General features: G+C 62.3%; 17 protein-coding genes. 14 read left to right on the top strand and 3 right to left on the bottom strand.

Going from position 1 to position 19155, the window contains the following annotated elements; genetic code table 11:
- Positions 1 to 37: 37 nt before the first annotated feature.
- Complete coding sequence (locus LSO07_RS28110; RefSeq protein WP_070254812.1) at positions 38 to 1720, top strand: long-chain-fatty-acid--CoA ligase; 1683 nt, start codon at positions 38 to 40, stop codon at positions 1718 to 1720.
- 3 nt (positions 1721 to 1723) lie between these two features.
- Here the strand turns inward: LSO07_RS28110 and LSO07_RS28105 are convergent, their stop codons facing one another.
- Both LSO07_RS28105 and LSO07_RS28100 read right to left on the bottom strand, forming a co-directional pair.
- Entirely contained in the window at positions 1724 to 3313 is a 1590-nt protein-coding gene (locus tag LSO07_RS28105) for an alkaline phosphatase D family protein (RefSeq protein ID WP_151097472.1), read from the bottom strand.
- A gap of 42 nt (positions 3314 to 3355) precedes the next feature.
- The gene (locus tag LSO07_RS28100) at positions 3356 to 3796 is read right to left on the bottom strand and encodes an acyl-CoA thioesterase (RefSeq protein ID WP_052139932.1); all 441 of its coding nucleotides are present in this window, start codon (positions 3794 to 3796) and stop codon (positions 3356 to 3358) included.
- A gap of 61 nt (positions 3797 to 3857) precedes the next feature.
- Here LSO07_RS28100 and LSO07_RS28095 point away from each other — a divergent pair, with 61 nt between their 5' ends.
- From LSO07_RS28095 to LSO07_RS28045, 12 genes are all read left to right on the top strand, one after another.
- Positions 3858 to 5708: an ABCB family ABC transporter ATP-binding protein/permease gene (locus LSO07_RS28095; RefSeq protein WP_099395122.1), complete on the top strand. Its 1851-nt coding sequence runs from the start codon at positions 3858 to 3860 to the stop codon at positions 5706 to 5708.
- A gap of 195 nt (positions 5709 to 5903) precedes the next feature.
- Positions 5904 to 6860, top strand: coding sequence for an amino acid ABC transporter substrate-binding protein (locus LSO07_RS28090; protein WP_034778971.1), 957 nt, complete (start codon positions 5904 to 5906; stop codon positions 6858 to 6860).
- Between the two features lie 100 nt (positions 6861 to 6960).
- Positions 6961 to 7710 (top strand): amino acid ABC transporter permease, encoded by a 750-nt coding sequence (locus LSO07_RS28085; protein ID WP_034779060.1) that lies wholly within the window; start codon positions 6961 to 6963, stop codon positions 7708 to 7710.
- 1 nt (position 7711) lies between these two features.
- Entirely contained in the window at positions 7712 to 8404 is a 693-nt protein-coding gene (locus LSO07_RS28080; RefSeq protein WP_151097468.1) for an amino acid ABC transporter permease, read from the top strand.
- 19 nt (positions 8405 to 8423) lie between these two features.
- Positions 8424 to 9149, top strand: a complete 726-nt coding sequence (locus LSO07_RS28075; protein ID WP_034778962.1) for an amino acid ABC transporter ATP-binding protein — start codon at positions 8424 to 8426, stop codon at positions 9147 to 9149.
- 37 nt (positions 9150 to 9186) lie between these two features.
- Positions 9187 to 10635 carry an amidohydrolase family protein gene (locus LSO07_RS28070; RefSeq protein ID WP_225317445.1) on the top strand — a complete coding sequence of 483 codons (1449 nt, stop codon included), beginning with the start codon at positions 9187 to 9189 and terminating at the stop codon, positions 10633 to 10635.
- Between the two features lie 149 nt (positions 10636 to 10784).
- A complete protein-coding gene (gene pyrC / locus LSO07_RS28065; protein WP_034778959.1) occupies positions 10785 to 11849 on the top strand; it encodes a dihydroorotase in 1065 nt (354 codons plus the stop codon).
- A 7-nt stretch (positions 11850 to 11856) separates the two neighbouring features.
- On the top strand, positions 11857 to 12675 hold the full coding sequence (locus LSO07_RS28060; protein WP_070254801.1) for a DUF3025 domain-containing protein: 819 nt from the start codon (positions 11857 to 11859) through the stop codon (positions 12673 to 12675).
- Between the two features lies 1 nt (position 12676).
- Complete coding sequence (locus LSO07_RS28055; protein WP_151097463.1) at positions 12677 to 13681, top strand: Gfo/Idh/MocA family protein; 1005 nt, start codon at positions 12677 to 12679, stop codon at positions 13679 to 13681.
- A complete protein-coding gene (locus LSO07_RS28050; protein WP_099389246.1) occupies positions 13678 to 14892 on the top strand; it encodes an MFS transporter in 1215 nt (404 codons plus the stop codon). The genes LSO07_RS28055 and LSO07_RS28050 overlap by 4 nt, the downstream gene beginning before the upstream one ends.
- Positions 14892 to 15017 carry a hypothetical protein gene (locus LSO07_RS28415; protein ID WP_257217404.1) on the top strand — a complete coding sequence of 42 codons (126 nt, stop codon included), beginning with the start codon at positions 14892 to 14894 and terminating at the stop codon, positions 15015 to 15017. The genes LSO07_RS28050 and LSO07_RS28415 overlap by 1 nt, the downstream gene beginning before the upstream one ends.
- Positions 15018 to 15222: 205 nt before the next feature.
- On the top strand, positions 15223 to 15714 hold the full coding sequence (locus LSO07_RS28045; RefSeq protein WP_151097460.1) for an REP-associated tyrosine transposase: 492 nt from the start codon (positions 15223 to 15225) through the stop codon (positions 15712 to 15714).
- Positions 15715 to 15817: 103 nt separating this feature from the next.
- Here LSO07_RS28045 and recG read toward each other — a convergent pair whose 3' ends face one another.
- A complete protein-coding gene (gene recG / locus LSO07_RS28040) occupies positions 15818 to 17920 on the bottom strand; it encodes an ATP-dependent DNA helicase RecG (protein WP_151097456.1) in 2103 nt (700 codons plus the stop codon).
- Positions 17921 to 18098: 178 nt separating this feature from the next.
- Between recG and queA the strand changes: the two genes are divergently transcribed.
- On the top strand, positions 18099 to 19154 hold the full coding sequence (gene queA / locus LSO07_RS28035; RefSeq protein WP_034778950.1) for a tRNA preQ1(34) S-adenosylmethionine ribosyltransferase-isomerase QueA: 1056 nt from the start codon (positions 18099 to 18101) through the stop codon (positions 19152 to 19154).
- Position 19155 lies beyond the last annotated feature (1 nt).

Raw genomic sequence — 19155 nt, 5'->3', positions numbered from 1 at the left:
GGAGGCGCATCCCTTTTACAGATAAAGATGAGGCGAGATGGACAAGATTTGGTTGAAGTCGTACCCGGACAGCGTTCCCGCAGAGATTGATTGCACGCAATACCGTTCCGTCACGCATTTGCTGGAAGAGTCGTTCCAGAAATATGCGGACCGCAACGCCTTCGTGTGCATGGATAAATTCCTTACCTATCGCGAGCTCGACAAGCTGTCGCTGCAGATGGGAGCCTGGCTGCAAAGCAAGGGCCTGAAGACGGGCGCGCGCGTGGCGATCATGCTGCCGAACGTGCTGCAGTATCCGGTGGCGATGGCGGCGATCCTGCGCGCCGGCTATACGGTGGTCAATGTCAATCCGCTGTACACGCCGCGTGAATTGCAGCATCAGCTGGTCGATTCGGGCAGCGAAGCGATCATCGTGCTGGAAAACTTCGCCACCACGGTCGAGCAGGTGCTGCCGCATACCCAGGTCAAGCATGTGATCGTCGCCACCATGGGCGACATGCTGGGTGGACTCAAAGGCACGATTGTCAACTTCGTCGTGCGCAAGATCAAGAAAATGGTGCCCGCGTTTTCCTTGCCGGGGGCCATCAGCTTCAACAAGATGCTGGCCGAAGGCGCACGCCTGAGCCTGACGCCGGTGCAGCAGGGGCATGACGATATCGTCTTCCTGCAATACACGGGCGGCACGACGGGGGTGTCGAAAGGCGCGATGTTGTTGCACCGTAACGTGATCGCCAACGTGCTGCAAAACGAGGCGTGGATTTCACCCGTGATGACCAAGGAAATGCGCGCCACCTCGATGGGATTCATGTGCGCCTTGCCCCTGTATCACATCTATTCGCTGACGGTCAGCGCCCTCATGGGCATGCGCGTGGGCGGCTTGAACGTGTTGATTCCCAACCCGCGCGACATCCCCGGTTTCGTCAAGGAATTGTCCAAGCACAAGATCGTCGTTTTCCCGGCCGTCAATACCTTGTACAACGCGCTGCTGAACAATGCCGACTTCGCCAAGCTCGATTTCTCCAGCTATAAAGTGTGCAATGGCGGCGGCATGGCCTTGCAGCGCAACGTGGCCGAGCGCTGGCTGAAGCTGACGGGTTGCCCGCTGATCGAAGGCTATGGCATGTCGGAAACTTCACCCGTGGTGACGGGCAACCGCGTCGATATCACGGAATTTACGGGCACCATCGGCTTGCCTTTCCCTTCGACGGAAGTGGCGATTCTGAACGACGATGGCGTGGAAGTGCCGCTGGGCGAGCCGGGCGAGATCGCCGTGCGTGGCCCGCAAGTGATGGCGGGCTATTGGCAGCGTCCGGACGAGACGGCCAAGTCGATGACGGCCGACGGTTTCTTCAAGACGGGCGACGTGGGTGTCATGGATGAGCGTGGCTATGTGAAGATCGTGGATCGCAAGAAAGACATGATCATCGTGTCCGGCTTCAATGTGTATCCGAACGAAGTGGAAGACGTGGTCGCTTCGTGCCCGGGCGTGCTCGAGTGCGCATGCATCGGCGTGCCGGATGCCAACGCGGGCGAAGCCGTGAAAGTGTTTGTCGTGCGCAAGGATCCAAACCTGACGGTGGAACAGATCCGCGAGCATTGCAAGCATGAATTGACGGCCTACAAGAAACCGAAATACATCGAGTTCCGCGATGAGTTGCCGAAGACCAATGTCGGCAAGATCTTGCGCCGTCAATTGCGCGATGAAAAGAAGGTTGCCTAGGCTTCAGCTTTGCAAGCCAGCCTTGCCGTCGCGCACGACAAAGCTGGCCAGTGTCGCGATGGCAGAGGTGCTGTCGCGCACGTTCTCCAGGCCCTGGAACAGGGTCGTGGTTTTCTCCGGCGTGATTTCCATCAACATATAGCCGCGCTTGTCGCTGCGTCCGTAACGGATGTGCGGGTTCATCGCCACGTACTGCTCCGTCCGCGCCTGCGGGCGGGAACTCGAGGTGATGGAGGTGCCGCAAAACTCCGTGGCCAGCACGGGATTGTCCTTGCCGGCAGGGCGCATGGCATTGCGGCTCAGTTCCGTGGCATAAAAAGTGTGCACGTCGCCCGACAGCACCAGCGGGTTGCTTGCCTTGCTGCTGCGCAAGGCGTCGAGCAGGTGCTGGCGCGCCAGCGGATAGCCATCCCAGCCATCGGTCCAGATGCGTTCGTCGCCGGGCCGCAGGATGGGCACCTGGCTCGATTGCGCCATCAGGGTTTGCTGGGCCAGGATATTCCAGCGCGCGGGAGAATCATCGAGGCCGGCTTGCAGCCAGCGCTGCTGTTCCTCGCCCAGCATGGTGCGCTGCGGTTTCAGCAGGTCGGGGCAGTTGCGCGTGGTGACGGAATTGGAGCCGCCGCGACCCGGCCTGGCGCACGCGTGATAGGCGCGGTATTGCCGGTCATCCAGCACGTGAAAGCGCGCCAGCCTGCCCCAGTCATAGCGCTGGTAGATGCGCATGTCGACGAAGCCCCGCCGTCCCAGCGGCAGCAGCCGTAGCGGCATATGTTCATAAAACGCCTGGTAGGCGGCCGCGCGGCGCTGCAAAAAGGTGGGCGTGAGCAACTCGTCGCGGTCATTGCCGTAATCGTTGGCCACTTCATGGTCGTCCCAGGTGACGATCCATGGCGCGGCCAGGTGCGCGCCCTGCAAATCGCGGTCGCTCTTGTATTGCGCGTAGCGGGCGCGGTAGTCGTCCAGGCTGAAACTTTCATGCGTGCGCACGGCCCGGCTCGGATGCTGCAACTGGTACGGGCCCCATTCATAGATGTAATCGCCGAGGAATGCCACCAGGTCGGGCGCGGCCGCGGCGATGTGCCGGTGCGCCGCATACGCGCCGAATTCCCAGTGCTGGCACGAGGCGACGGCCAGTTTCAGCGAGGCGGGCAGGGTATCGGCGGCGGGCGCCGTGCGCGTGCGGCCCACGGGGCTGACGGCGTCGCCCAGCATGAAGCGGTACCAATACCAGCGCCCGGGTGTCAAACCGCCCACGTCGACGTGCACGCTATGCGCGAGGGCGGGTGTGGCCGTGGCCTGGCCCTTGGCGGCAATGCGGCGAAAACCTTCATCGTCAGCCACTTCCCAGCGCACGTTCAGGGCGATGGCGGGCGTGGCGGCCGCGTGCAGCGGGTCGTAGCAGATGCGTGTCCACAGCACGACGGCGTCCGGCAAGGGCGAACCGGAAGCGACACCGAGCGCAAACGGGTAGCCGGCGCCATTCAGGCGCGTGGCGGCGCCCGCACTGGAACCGGACAGCACGCTGCCAGCGGCGGCCAGCGCACCGATGCGCGCGGCGCTCTGCAGAAAGATGCGGCGCTGGCTATCCATGCCGTCTGAAAATAAAACGTGGGATTAATGTAACAGCGACAATCAAGGCGACAGCAAGGTCTCGATGGGCGGCACCTTGCGCGGCTTGCGGTCGGAGTCCGTCGCCACGTAGATCAGGGTTGCTTCCGTGACTTTCACGATGCATGCCTGCAGGCGGTTGCGCTCGGCATACACCTCGACATTGACGGTGATCGAGGTATTGCCAACCTTGACGATGTCGGCGTAGAAGGAGAGCAGATCGCCGACGAAGACGGGGTTTTTGAAGACGAAGGAATTGACGGCAATGGTGGCGACGCGGCCGTTGGCACGCCGCGTGGCCGGCAAGGAACCGGCGATATCGACCTGCGCCATGATCCAGCCGCCGAACACGTCGCCGTACACATTGGCGTCGGACGGCGCGGGCATCATGCGCAATTCCGGCATTTTTCCGGCGGGCAGGCCGGAGGCGAGGCAGTTGTCGGGGCGGTCGGGGGAGGTGCTCATCTTTTATTCTCATGAAAGGCTACAATTGCCCCGATTGAACCATAAAAAGCCGACCTTCGCCATGCGCCGTTCCCAGACTCCCCCTCCTCCCCGCTCGCCAGCTTCCGCCAGCCACAGCGATTTCGCCACCATCAAGACCTTGCTGCCGTATCTGTGGGTCTACAAATGGCGGGTGTTGCTGGCGCTGCTATGTCTGGTGGGCGCCAAGCTGGCCAACGTGGGCGTGCCCCTGATCCTGAAAAAACTCGTCGACGCCATGACGATCACGGCGGCCCATCCGCAGGCGCTGCTGGTGCTGCCCGTCGGCTTGCTGGTGGCGTATGGCTTGCTGCGCCTGTCGACCACCCTGTTTACGGAATTGCGAGAATTCCTGTTTGCGCGGGTCACGCAACGGGCCGTGCGCACCATCGCGCTGCAAGTATTCCGCCACCTGCATGCGCTGTCCCTGCGCTTTCACTTGAACCGCCAGACGGGCGGCATGACGCGCGACATCGAACGGGGCACGCGCAGCGTGGGCTCGCTCATTTCCTATACCTTGTTCAACATCTTGCCGACCCTGGTGGAAATCACCCTCGTGCTCGGCTACCTGGTCTTGCATTACGACATCTGGTTCACCGTCATCACGGCCGTGGCGCTGGTGTCCTATATCGCGTTTACCGTGCTGGTGACGAACTGGCGCACGCATTTCCGCCGCACCATGAACGACCTCGATTCAAAAGCCAATACCAAGGCCATCGATTCGCTGATCAACTATGAAACCGTGAAATACTTCGGCAACGAGGATTACGAAGCGAAGCGCTACGACGAAGGCTTGCAGCGCTATGAATCGGCGGCCGTGAAATCGCAGACTTCCCTGTCCCTGCTCAATACGGGCCAGTCCTTGATCATCGCCACGGCCGTCACCTTGATTTTATGGCGCGCCACGGTCGGTGTGATCGCCGGCACGATGACCCTGGGCGATCTGGTGCTGGTGAATGCCTTCATGATCCAGCTGTATATTCCCCTCAATTTTTTAGGGGTCATTTACCGCGAAATCAAGCAAAGCCTGGCCGACATGGAACGCCTGTTTTCCTTGCTGAACGAAAACCGCGAAATCGCCGACACGCCGGAAGCCAAGCCGCTCGTCACGCGGGGCGCAGCCGTGCGTTTTGACCATGTGGATTTCAGCTACGAAGCCAAGCGGCAAATCCTGTTCGACGTGGATTTCCAGATCCCCGCCGGTACCACCACGGCTGTGGTGGGGCATAGCGGCTCGGGCAAGTCGACCCTGTCGCGCTTGCTGTTCCGCTTCTATGAAGTCGATGGCGGCGGCATTACCATCGATGGCCAGGACTTGCGCGGCATCACGCAGGATTCCCTGCGCGCGGCCATCGGCATCGTGCCGCAGGACACGGTACTGTTCAACGACACCATCGAATACAACATCGCCTATGGCAAGCCGGGCGCCAGCAAGGATGCCATCGTGGCGGCCGCCAAAGCGGCATCGATCCATGATTTTATTGAAAGCTTGCCAGATGGCTACAGCTCCATGGTGGGTGAGCGGGGCTTGAAACTGTCGGGCGGTGAAAAGCAGCGCGTGGCGATTGCCCGCACCTTGCTGAAAGACCCGGCTATTTTGATCTTCGATGAAGCCACCTCGGCGCTTGATTCGAAGGCCGAGCAGGCCATCCAGGCGCAGCTGAAGGACATCGCCAGGAACCGTACCACCCTGGTCATTGCGCACCGTTTGTCGACGGTGGCCGACGCCCAGCAAATCCTGGTGCTCGACCATGGCCGCATCGTCGAGCGGGGCACGCATCCGCAATTGCTGGCCGCGAATGGCTTGTATGCGCAGATGTGGCAACGCCAGCAGGCGAATATGGACGATGAGGCGCAAGAAGAGGAGTTGGCGGGGCTGGCGCCGGCAAAATAAATCGGGAATGGGAAATCAGTAGGAAAAATGCTACAGCCGCGCTGATTCAGGCGCGCGTATAGCGCCTATTTGAGGGCAATCGCAGAAAACGGCTAGTCCGGCGCTGAAAATGAAATAAAATTAATTCCATTGGTGGCGTCTGCACCACAGTTGTTTCGTTCGGAGTCCATCCGGTTTGTCCGCCCAGGAGAATTTATGAAATTGACCAAAATCATCGCCACGCTGCTCAGCGTCGGTGTCATCAGCAGCATGTCGCCAGTCCAGGCTCAGGAATTGACCGGCACCTTGGCCAAGATCAAGAAAGCCGGTTCCGTCACCCTCGGTGTGCGCGACGGCTCCGTTCCCTTCTCCTATCTCGATGACAAACAGCAATACCAGGGTTATTCGATCGACCTGTGCATGAAAGTCGTCACGGCCCTGCAAAAGCACCTGGGCCTGAGCGAACTGAAAGTGGTGATGAGCCCCGTGACGTCGGCCAACCGCATCCCGCTGATGGCCAACGGCACCATCGACCTCGAATGCGGTTCGACGACGAACAATCTGGAGCGCCAGCAGCAGGTGGCATTCGCCCCTACCATGTTCGTCATCGGCAACCGCGTGCTGTCGAAAAAATCCTCGAACATCAAGACGCTGGAAGACTTGCGCGGCAAGACCCTGGTCGCCACGGCCGGCACGTCGACCATCAAGCAGATGACCATCCTGAACAAGGAAAAAAACCTGGGCATGACGATTGCCGTCGGCAAGGACCATCCTGAATCGTTCCTGATGCTGGAAACGGGCCGCGCGGTGGCCGAAGCCAACGACGATATCCTGCTGGCGTCGCAAGTGGCCAACTCGAAAAACCCGAACGACTACGAAATCACCAAGGAAGCGCTGTCGGTCGAGCCGTACGGCATCATGCTGCGCAAGGGCGATCCGGCCTTCAAGAAAGTGGTCGACGATGCGCTGATCCGCCTGTACAAGAGCGACGACATCAACCGCATTTACGCGAAATGGTTTACCTCGCCCATCCCGCCGAAAAACATCAACCTGAAATTCCCCATGCCGCCGCAATTGAAGGCCGTGTTCACGAATCCGACCGACTCCGGTGACCCGGCCGCCTATGCGGCCGTGCCCGAAGCGCAGAAGACTTCGGACAAACGGAAAAAGTAACAAGAGTGCGTAACAAATCGGGGGGCGCAAGCCTCCCGATTTATTTGCGGGACGGACGGCCGGCTGGCCGCTGTCCTCGGGCTGCATGCGAAGGATGATCATGAATTACAACTGGAATTGGCGCATTTTCTGGGAGATTTCTCCCGATGGCGTGGGCACGTATATGGACACCCTGTGGTCCGGCCTGATCTGGACGCTGGCCACGGCCGGTACGGCCTGGATCATGGCCCTGATCCTGGGCCTGGTGATCGGCACCGTCCGCACCCTGCCGAACAAATGGCTGGTGGGCGTGGCCAACGCCTACGTCGAATTGTTCCGCAACGTGCCGCTGCTGGTGCAGATGTTCCTCTGGTATTTCGTCATGCCGGAACTGCTGCCGCCCGACCTGGGCGCCTGGGTCAAGTCGCTGCCAAATGCGCCGTTCGTCACGGCCGTGCTGTGCCTGGGATTCTTTACCTCCTCGCGCGTGGCAGTGCAGGTCACGACGGGCATCGAGGCGCTGCCGCGCGGGCAGAAACTGGCCGGCACGGCGCTGGGCCTGACCCTGCCGCAAACCTACCGCTTCATTTTGCTGCCGATGGCCGCGCGCGTCATCATGCCACCGCTGACCAGCGAATTTTTGAACATCATCAAGAACAGTTCCGTGGCACTGACCATCGGCCTGATCGAACTGACGGCCAGCGCGCGCGCCATCCAGGAATTCTCGTTCCAGGTATTCGAAGCGTTTTCGGCCGCCACCATCATCTACGTCGTCGTCAACCTGCTGGTGGTGGTGCTGATGCACCTGATCGAAAAAAAGGTCGCCATCCCGGGCTTCATCGTCGCCGGCGCCAAGACGGGAGGACATTGATATGTTCGGTAACTTCGACTTCGATGTCATCTCCCGCTCGTGGGTCTACCTGTTCCAGACCGGCATGGTGTTTACCCTGAAACTGACGGCGCTGTCCATGGTGGGCGGCATCGTGCTGGGCACCCTGCTGGCGCTGATGCGCCTGTCCGGCAGTCGCCTCATTTCGGGCGTGGCGTCGACCTACGTCAACCTGATACGCTCGATCCCGCTGGTGCTGGTGATTTTCTGGTTCTATTTCCTGGTGCCGTACATCGCCGCCTGGGTCATCGGCGCGAACGAGCCCGTGAAAGTGGGCGCGTTTTCCTCCGCGCTGATCACCTTCATCATGTTCGAGGCGGCATACTATTGCGAGATCATGCGCAGCGGCATACAGTCGATCCCGCGCGGCCAGGTGTGGGCCGGCCAGGCACTGGGCATGAACTACTCGCAGACCATGGCCTTCATCGTGCTGCCGCAAGCCTTCCGCAACATGATTCCTGTGCTGCTGACGCAAACCATCGTGCTGTTCCAGGACGTGTCGCTCGTGTACGTGCTGTCGATCCCCGATTTCGTCGGCGCCGCCTCGAAGATCGCCCAGCGCGACGGCCGCCTGGTGGAGATGTATGTGTTTGTCGCCGCCGTGTACTTCGTGCTGTGCTATGCCTTGTCGTTCCTGGTAAAACGCCTGCAGAAACGCGTCGCCATCATTCGCTAACCGAAAAAGAAAGAACAAGATGATTGAACTCAATAACGTCAGCAAATGGTATGGCCAGTTCCAGGTACTGACCGACTGCACCACCAACGTCACCAAGGGCGACGTGATGGTCATTTGCGGCCCGTCCGGCTCCGGCAAGTCGACCCTGATCAAGACGGTCAATGGCCTCGAACCGATCCAGCAGGGGCAGATCATCGTCGATGGCATCACCGTCAACCACCCGAAAACGAATTTGTCGAAACTGCGTGCGCGCATCGGCATGGTGTTCCAGAATTTCGAGCTGTTCCCGCATTTGTCGATCCGCGAAAACCTCACCATCGGCCAGATCAAGGTGCTGGGCCGCAGCGCCGACGAAGCCAATGCCAAGGGCTTGCAATACCTGGACCGCGTGGGCCTGCTGTCGCAGCAGGACAAGTTCCCCGGCCAGCTGTCCGGTGGCCAGCAGCAGCGCGTGGCGATCGCCCGCGCGCTGTCGATGGACCCCATCGCCATGCTGTTCGACGAGCCGACTTCGGCGCTCGACCCGGAGATGATCAACGAAGTGCTCGACGTGATGGTGGGGCTGGCGCAGGAAGGCATGACGATGATGGTCGTCACCCATGAAATGGGCTTTGCAAAAAGAGTCGCCAACCGCATCGTCTTCATGGACCAGGGCAAGATCATCGAGGATTGCAGCAAGGATGACTTCTTCAACACGACGCGCTCGGACCGCGCGCGCGATTTCCTCGCCAAGATCATCCACTAATTTTCCATCACTTTGAAGTTGAGTACGAATGCCTGACATGAAACAAATAGCCGGCGCCATGCTGGCGCTGGGTCTGCTTGCCCATGCCCACGCGGCAGACAGGATCGCCGTCGACATCGCCCTGCGCGACGCCACCCTGATCGACGTTGCCGCCGGTAGCACCATCAGCGGCAAGACCGTGCTGCTCAAGGGCGACAGCATCGTCGCCGTCGTCGATGACGCGCAGCTGCGCAGCTACGCGCCGAAGCAGACCATCCGCCTGCCCGGCAAATACCTGATGCCGGGCCTGTGGGACACGCACGTGCATTTTGGCGGCGGCCCCGAGCTGATCGACGAGAACAAGCAGCTGCTGCCTTTGTACCTGGCGCATGGCATCACCACGGTGCGCGATTGCTCGGGCGACTTGCCCGACACGGTGCTGGCGTGGCGCCGGCAGATCAATGCGGGCCAGCTGCAAGGCCCGACGATTTTTACCTCTGGCGCGAAACTGGAAGGCATCAAGCCGCTGTGGAAGGGCACCATCGAAGTGGGCACGCCGCAGGAAGTCACGCGCGCGTTGGACGGCTTGCAGGCGCAGCAGGTGGACTTCGTGAAGATCACGGAAAATACCCTGAAACCGGAGCTGTACCTGGAAGCGCTGCGCCAGGCGCGCGAACGGGGCATGCGCACTTCGGGCCATATCCCCGTGCAGCTGACATTGGGGCAGATGGCCGATGCGGGCCTGGGCACGATCGAACATCAATCGTATTTGCTGCGCGCCACCACGCCGCGCGAGCAGGAGCTGACGGCCAAGGTGGCCGCCGGCGCGATGACGGGCAAGGAAGCCATGCGCGAGAGCTTGCAAAGCTACGACGAGCCGACGGCGCGCAATGCCTTCAGCTATCTGGCCGCGCGCGGCACGGCCATCGTGCCGACCCTGTGGGGTTCGCGCGTGACGGCCTACCTGGACCGCGAAGACCACACGCACGATCCGGCCCTGCAATATATCGGCAAGGGCTTGCGCGCCACCTACGACTGGCGCGTGCAGCGCGCCGCCAAGGATGGCCCGGAAGCCATCGCCCAGCGCCATGCTCAGTTCGAGCAATCGGCCCTGCTGCTGCCGATTTTGCAGCAGCAGGGCATGAGCATCATCGCCGGCACCGATGCGGGATTCTTGAATTCCTTCGACTATCCTGGCCAGGCCCTGCACGATGAAATCGGCCTATACGTGCAGTATGGACTGACGCCGCAGCAAGCCTTGCAGTCGGCCGTCATCAACGGACCCCGCTTCCTGGGCAAGCTGAATCGCTACGGCAGCGTGGCGGCCGGCAAGGCGGCCGACCTGCTGGTGCTCGACGCGAACCCGCTGCAGGACATCGGCGCCACGCGCCAGATCCGCCTGGTGGTCAGCCGCGGCCACGTGTACGACCGCGCCGCGTTGGACCGGATGCTGGCCGATATTCGTGCCTGGGTGGCCAAACAGGAGACGGCGCCGGCCAAGTCCTGATGTTCTTCGTTCTGATGCCGCAAGCGGCCGGGTGATACCGGCCGTTTTGTTGTCAGGCAGGCAGCAGGCGCAGGCGTCCATTGACTGCGAAGCCGCCCCGCGGCTGGTAAAATGGCGCTATCCGCAATGACCGCCTGAGAGCAGCCGCCATGTCCACACTCGATCACACCCCAGCCGCCGTTCCATCCTCCATCACCATCACCCGTCCTGACGACTGGCATTTGCACCTGCGCGACGGCGCCGTCATGGCCAGCGTGCTGCCGCACAGCGCGCGCCAGTTCGGCCGCGCCATCGTCATGCCGAACCTGAAACCGCCCGTCACCACCACGGCCGATGCTAGTGCCTACCGCGAGCGCATCCTGGCCGCCGTGCCGGAGGGCGTGAATTTCGATCCGCTGATGGTGCTGTACCTGACGAACAACACCTCGCCCGACGAAATCCGCCGCGCGCAAGATAGCGGCATCGTGCAGGCCGTCAAATTGTATCCGGCTGGCGCCACGACGAATTCCGACCTGGGCGTGACGGATTTGAAGAATTGCTACAAGGTGCTCGAAGTGATGCAGGAAGTGGGCATGCCCTTCCTCGTGCACGGTGAAGTGACGGACCCGGAAATCGACATTTTCGACCGCGAAGCCGTCTTCATCGAGCGCGTGATGCGTCCGCTGCGCAGCGCCTTCCCGGCCCTGTCCGTCGTGTTCGAGCACATCACCACCAAGGATGCGGCGCAGTACGTGGCCGAAGCGGAAGGTCCGATCGCCGCCACCATCACGGCGCATCATCTGCTGTACAACCGCAACGAGATTTTCAAGGGGGGCATCCGTCCCCATTACTACTGTCTGCCTATCCTCAAGCGCGAAGAGCACCGCCTGGCCCTGATGACGGCCGCCGCCAGCGGCGACGAGCGCTTCTTCCTCGGCACCGATTCGGCGCCGCATGCGCAAGGCGCCAAGGAAATGGCCTGCGGCTGCGCCGGCTGCTACACGGCCCTGCACGCAATGGAAATGTATGCGGAAGCGTTCGAACGGGCCGGCGCGCTCGACAAGCTGGAAGCGTTTGCCAGCTTCCACGGCCCGGCTTTCTATGGCGTGCCGCGCAACACGGACACCATTACCCTGAAGCGCGAAAGCTGGACCTTGCCGGCGTCGCTGCCGCTGGGCGACAGCCACGTGATTCCGCTCAACGCGGGCGAGCAGATCAACTGGAAAATGGTGTAATCACTCCATGCTGCCATCGATAGACTGGAGCCGCCCCTGGTTTGCCACGGTGCTGCCGGCGCGACGGCAGCTGGACCTGCAGCGCGACACGGTGATCGCCGCGCTGAACGGACGGGCGAGGGCGCTGGACTTGCGCAATCCGTCCGGCTTGCCGCTGGCCTTCGTGCCACAAGCGGACCTGCCCGAAGGCGTGGCCTACGAGGAGTTCATCGGCGCGACGGGCGGCGTGCCCACGCGCGACAATCTGCACGATTTTTTCAACGCGCTCGTGTGGCTCACCTTCCCGCGCATCAAGCGGCAATTGAATGCGCTGCAGGCGGCGCAGATCGCCCTGTCCGGCGTCGGCAAATCGCGCGGTCCCGCGCGCGATGGCGCGACGATTTTTGACGAAAATTCCGCCTTGCTGGTGCTGCGCGACAGCGATGCGGGGCGCATGCTGGAAGCGGCGTTGCGCGGGCATGACTGGCGCAGCGCGTTTATCGCGCAGCGCGACAGGTTTGGCGCGGGCGGCGACGCCGATATCTGGCTGTTCGGCCATGCGCTGATGGAAAAACTGGTGGCGCCGCGCAAGGCCATCACGGCGCACACGCGCGTGATCTTCGCCGGCGACGCCTACTTTGCGCTCGACGATGCGGCACGGCGCGCCTGGCTCGACGAGCGGGTGGCGCAAGACCTGGCGCAACAAGGCCTCACCACGGCGGACTTCACGCCGCTGCCCGTGCTCGGTTTGCCCGGCTGGTGCGAAGGCCAGGACGACGACTTTTACAATGACGCGGCGGTGTTCCGCCCGAAGCGCAAGGTGGCTGGCGCAGAAAGAGATCAATAGCATGGAAAATACCGTCCGCTGGGGCATCCTCGGTACCGGAAAGATCGCCCGCGCGATGGCCAATGGCTTGCGCGATGCGCCCGGTGCGCAACTGGTGGCGGTCGCCTCGCGCAGCGAGGCTGGAGCACAGGCGTTTGGCGCCGAATTCGGCATCGCACACTGCCACGGCTCCTACCAGGCACTGGCCGACGACGCGGGTGTGGACGTGATCTACATCGCCACGCCGCACACCTTGCATGCGGAAAATGCCCTGATGTGCCTGGCCGCCGGCAAGCACGTCGTGTGCGAAAAACCATTCACCATGAACGCGCGCGAAGCGCAGGCCGTGATCAACATGGCGCGCGACAAAAAACTGTTCTTGATGGAAGCCATGTGGAGCCGTTTCCTGCCCGCCGTGCAGGAAGCGCAGCGCATCATCGCCAGCGGCGAAATCGGCGTGCTGCAGCAGGTGCAGGCCGATATCGGCTTTGTCGCCAATTTCCCGCCCGAGCACCGCATGTTCAATCCCGCACTCGGCGGCGGCGCACTGCTCGACGTGGGCATCTACCCGCTGTCGATGGCAGCCTTCTTCCTCGGGCCCGTATCGCGGGTGCAGGCGCTGGCCGAGCTGGGCGCCACCGGCGTCGATGAGCAGGTGGTGTTTTCGCTGCGCCACGCGGGCGGCGGCACCTCGTCCTGCGCCTGCAGCCTGCGCGCGCAAACGCCGACGGAAATGACCATTTCCGGAAGCCTGGGCCGCATCCGCCTGCCCAACCGTTTTTACAAGCCCGATCATCTGATCGTCGAAGCAATGGATGGCGAACGCCGCGTCATCGCCGCGCCGCACCTGGGCAATGGCTACGCGCACGAGGCCATCGAAGCGATGCGCTGCATCCGCGCCGGCCTGCTGGAAAGCCCTGTCATGCCGCACGCCGACAGCGTGGCGCTGATGCACAACCTTGACACCATGCGCGGCCAGATAGGCCTCGTCTACAGCGCCGACCAGGCGTCATCAGGAACTCCATGACATTGCACTCATCCCGTCCCAGCCTGAAAACTGTCCTCATCGCCAGCGGCGTCGTCCTGACCCTGGCGATGGGCGTGCGCCACGGTCTGGGCTTCTGGATGCAGCCGATCTCGCAAGCCAATGGCTGGACGCGCGAAACGTATTCGCTGGCGCTGGCCATGCAAAACCTGATGTGGGGCGTCTTCGGCCCGTTCGCCGGCATGGCGGCCGACCGTTTTGGCACCATGCGCGTCGTCATCATCGGTGCCATCAGCTACATGGCGGGCCTCGTGTGGATGGCGCTCGTGACGCAGCCGACCCTGTTCATCGTCGGCTCGGGCATCCTCATCGGCCTGGCGCTGGCCTGCACGGCCTTTGGCGCCATCAGCGGCATCATCGGCCGCAGCGCGCCGCCCGAGCAGCGCTCATGGGCCTTCGGCATTTCGTCGGCGGCCGGCTCGTTCGGCCAGTTCCTCATGATGCCGGTCGAGCAGCAACTGATTTCCGCCGTGGGCTGGCAAAACGCCTTTTATGTGCTGGCCGCGCTGGTGCTGCTGGCGATGATCCCGATGGCCTTCTATCTGCGCGAGCCGCCCGTCTCGCACGCCAGCGGCCCGCAGCAAAGCGTTGGCGCCGCCTTCAGCGAAGCCATCGCCAGCCGCTCGTTCTGGCTGCTGCTGGCAGGGTATTTTGTCTGTGGTTTCCAGCTGGTCTTCATCGGCGTGCACTTGCCGGCTTACCTGAAGGATCAGGGCCTGATGAATCCGAACATCGCCGTCACGGCGCTGGCGCTGATCGGCCTGTTCAACATCGTCGGCTCCTACTACGCGGGTAAATTCGGCGGGAAAATCGCCAAGCGCTACCTGCTGTCGGCCATCTACGTGACGCGCGCCGTGGTCATCACCGTCTTCCTGCTGGCCCCATTGTCTGCGTGGTCCGTGTACCTGTTCGCCGCCGGCATGGGCGTGCTGTGGCTGTCGACCGTGCCGCTGACGAACGGCATCATCGCCGGGATCTTCGGCGTGAAGCACTTGTCGATGCTGGCCGGGATGGTGTTCTTCTCGCACCAGGTGGGCAGTTTCCTCGGTGCGTGGCTGGGAGGCTATCTGTACGAGCACCAGGGCAGTTACCACGTCGTGTGGATGATCACCATCGGCCTGGGCTTGCTGGCCGCGCTGATCAACCTGCCCATCGACGAGCGCGCCGTCAAGCGCGCGGCGGTGGCCGCATAATGGGCAGCTGGCGCACATGGCTGTGGCGCCTGTTGGGCGCCGCGCTGCTGGCCATCGTCTTCCTGGCCTATCTCCGGCCCGACTTCATGCTCGACCTGGCGAACCGCTTCTGGATGTGCATGTAGGCTGCGCGGGCGCAAGGTAGCTTGCGAAAAGCCGGATTATGCTGGAAGTCGGATTACGCTACGCTAATCCGACCTACCCGACCTGCCGCCGCATATGTGCGTAGGTCGGATTAGGCCGCAAGGCCGTAATCCGACAACATCGGGAACCAGGAAAAGCCATAGCGATTAGGCCGCAAGGCCGTAATCCGACAACACCCATGAAACTATGCGATACCGACGCGCATTCCAGCCAGGCGACAGCTTTTTCTTCACGGTGGTGACGGCACACCGCCGGCCCGTCTTTGCGTCGGCAACTGCCGTGGATTTACTGCGGAATGCTGTCCGCGCCGTACGCCATAAGCGGCCATTCAATATCGACGCCATCGTCATCCTGCCCGATCATCTGCACTGCATCTGGACCTTGCCTGAAGGCGATGGCGATTTCATGACGCGCTGGAGACTGATCAAGACATGGTTCAGCAAGCACAGCGATCTTGAAAATGTCTGGCAGCAGCGGTATTGGGAACACGTCTTGCGCGATGCGCGATACTTTGCCAAGCATGTCGATTACATTCATTACAACCCTGTCAAGCATGGGCTTGTGAGCAAGGTCATGGATTGGCCGCATTCCAGTTTTCACCGTTACGTGGCGTTGGGATGGTGTGCCGCGGATTGGGGCGGGGATGGTGTGGACGTGGCCGGTGTAGGGCGGGAGTGAACGAAGCCAACAATGTTGTCGGATTACGGCCTGCGGCCTAATCCGACCTACCGTTTGCGTATGTGCGTAATCCGACAACACCCGGAAGCGTGCAACACCCGATTTACACCTTCAGGAACTCCTCTTTCCCACCCAGCCAGCGCGCCAAATGCGCTTCCACGGTGGTCGCGGCAGCCGCCGTGGTGGCATGCAGCAGGTCGTGCGCCACGTCGCGCGCCTGATCTACTAACCATTGATCCGTTTCCAGGTCGGCGAAGCGCAGCATGGCCTGGCCGGACTGGCGCGCACCAAGGAATTCGCCGGGGCCGCGGATTTCCAGGTCGCGGCGGGCAATTTCAAAACCGTCCGTCGTTTCGCGCATGGTCATCAAACGCTGGCGCGCCACGCCGCCCAAGGGGCCCTGATACAGTAGCAGGCAGACGCTGGCGGCCGTGCCGCGGCCCACGCGGCCGCGCAGCTGGTGCAGCTGCGACAAGCCAAAACGCTCGGCGTGCTCGATCACCATCAGCGAGGCATTCGGCACGTCGACGCCCACCTCGATGACGGTGGTGGCCACCAGCACGTGGATATGGCCGGCAATGAAGGCGTCCATCACCTCCTGCTTTTCCGCCGGTTTCAAACGTCCGTGCACGAGGCCCACCTGCAGCGCGGGCAAGGCTTCGGCCAGCATCATGTAGGTGTCGGTGGCTGTCTGCAGCTGCAGTGCTTCCGATTCTTCGATCAGGGGGCAGACCCAGTACACCTGCCGGCCCTCCAGCGCGGCCGCATACACGCGGGCGATGACTTCGTCGCGCCGGTTCTGGTCGATGGCGCGCGTGACGATGGGACTGCGTCCCGGCGGCAGTTCGTCGATCACCGACACTTCCAGGTCGGCGTAATAGGTCATGGCCAAGGTGCGCGGGATGGGCGTGGCCGACATCATCAACTGGTGCGGCACGGCCGCGCTGTCGCCCTTGTTGCGCAGGGTCAGGCGCTGGCCCACGCCGAAGCGGTGCTGCTCGTCGACGATGACCAGGCCCAGTTTGGCAAACAGCACGTTATCCTGGATCAGCGCATGCGTGCCGATCACCAGCTGCGCTTCGCCCGATTCGATCAGGGCCAGTGCCGCCGTCTTTTCCTTTTTCTTCAGGCTGCCCGTCAGCCAGGCCACCTTGACGCCCAGCGGCTCCATCCAGGCGGCGATCTTGCGGAAGTGCTGTTCGGCCAGAATCTCCGTGGGCGCCATCAGCGCTGCCTGGTAGCCGCTGTCGATGGCTTGCGTGGCGGACAACGCCGCCACCACCGTCTTGCCGCTGCCGACGTCCCCTTGCAGCAGGCGCTGCATGGGATACGGCTGGCGCAGGTCGGCGCGGATTTCCTCGAGCACGCGCGCCTGCGCGCCCGTCAGCTTGAAGGGCAGGGCGGCGCCAAAGGCATCCGACAGCGTGCCGACGATGGGCAGGGAAGCGGCGCCTTTCGAGCGGCGCGCGCGCTGGGCGCGTTTCAGCGACAGCTGCTGCGCCAGCAGCTCATCGAACTTCATGCGCACCCAGGCCGGGTGCGAGCGGTCCATCAGCGCGCTTTCATCGATGTCCTGAGGCGGATAGTGCAGCAGGTGCACGGCGGCGCGGAAAGGCGACAGCTGCATCTCGCGCAGCAGGTGATCGGGCAAGGTATCCTGCCAGTCGATGCGGCGCATGGCGTCGGCGATTTCGCGCCGCAAGACGTGTTGCGACAGGCCTTCGCCGGACGGATACACGGGCGTCAGGGCAGTGGGCAGCGGCGCGCCCTCGTTGACCACCTTGTACGTCGGGTGCACCATCTCGGCGCCGAAAAAGCCGTGTTTGAGTTCGGCGCGCGCGCGTACCCGCGTGCCTTCGGCCAGCTGCTTGACCTGGCTGCCATAGAAATTCATGAAGCGCAGCAGCAAATTGCCCGTTTCGTCGGCGATCGTCACCAGCAATTGCTTGCGCGGCTTGAAATTGACTTCGCACTTGGTGACGACGCCTTCCACTTGCCACGACTCGCCGCCGCGCAGGCAGGCGTCACGTATCGTGTAGACCTTGGTTTCGTCCTCGTAGCGCATCGGCAGGTGCAGCACCAGGTCCATATCCGTGCGCAAGCCCAGTTTGGCCAGCCGGCTTTCCGTGCTGACCACTTTTTTGACGGCTTTCGGCTTCGCGGCCGGCTTGGCTGCGGGAGGAAGATCGGGCTTGGGTTCGGACATATCGGAGATTTTTGTGCCGCTAGCGTAAAATAGAGGGTTGTCCGGCACACCCTGTGCGTACCGCAGTTGTAAATTGTTGCGGCGGATTATTGTAATGCCTGTATAGGCGCACAGTATAGTGCCAGATGTTCCATTGCGCACTCCTAATCATTTTTGATGTACTTTTGAAGCAAAACGCATGTATTCGCTTTCCGATTTCGATTTTAATTTGCCGCAAGAAAACATTGCGCAAACTCCGTTGGCCGAGCGCAGCGCCTCGCGCCTGTTGCATCTGGACGGCGACGCCCTGGTCGACCGTCAATTCGCCGACATCGTCGGGCTGTTGCAAGCGGGCGACCTGCTGGTGATGAACGATACGCGCGTGCTCAAAGCGCGCTTCTTTGGCGTCAAGGAAAGCGGTGGCAAGATCGAGGCGCTCGTCGAGCGCGTGCTCGATGACCGCACCGTGCTGGCCCAGGTGCGCGCGTCGAAGTCGCCGCCGCCCGGCTGCCGCATCCGCCTGGCCGATGCCTTCGATGTGACGGTGGGCCAGCGCGCCGGCGAATTCTTTACCCTGCATTTCGAGGCCGACGTGTTCGAGCTGATCGAGGCGCATGGCCGCTTGCCGCTGCCGCCGTATATCGAGCACGATGCGGACGAATTCGACGAGACGCGCTACCAGACCGTGTTCAACAAGGTGCCTGGCGCCGTCGCCGCGCCGACGGCCGGCCTGCATTTCGACCAGGCCCTGCTTGATCAATTGAAGGCCAAGGGCGTCAATTTTGCCTATGTGACCTTGCACGTGGGCGCCGGCACCTTCCAGCCCGTGCGCACGGAAGTGCTGGCCGAGCACAAGATGCATACCGAGTGGTACACCATGCCGCAGGAAACCGTCGACGCCGTGCGCGCCGCCCAACTTGCCGGGCGCGACGTGGTCGCCGTCGGCACGACCAGCCTGCGCGCGCTGGAGTCGGCCTCGCAAAGCGGCCAGCTGGTGGCGGGCAGCGCCGATACGGCCCTGTTCATCACGCCCGGCTATGCGTTCAAGACGGTGACGCGTTTGATCACCAACTTCCATTTGCCGAAATCGACCCTGCTGATGCTGGTGTCGGCCTTTGCCGGCTATGAGCCGATCCGCAGCGCCTATGCGCATGCGATCGCGCAGAACTACCGTTTCTTCAGCTATGGCGATGCGATGCTGCTCACCACGCAATCGCGCGCTGCGCTGAACCTTGATACTCCCGTGAAAGACTGAC

Origin of the sequence: Janthinobacterium sp. PLB04 (assembly GCF_021165895.1) — a bacterium.
In the GTDB taxonomy this organism is placed as follows: Bacteria; Pseudomonadota; Gammaproteobacteria; order Burkholderiales; family Burkholderiaceae_D; genus Janthinobacterium; species Janthinobacterium lividum.
This window is presented reverse-complemented; position numbering and strand designations above follow the sequence as displayed.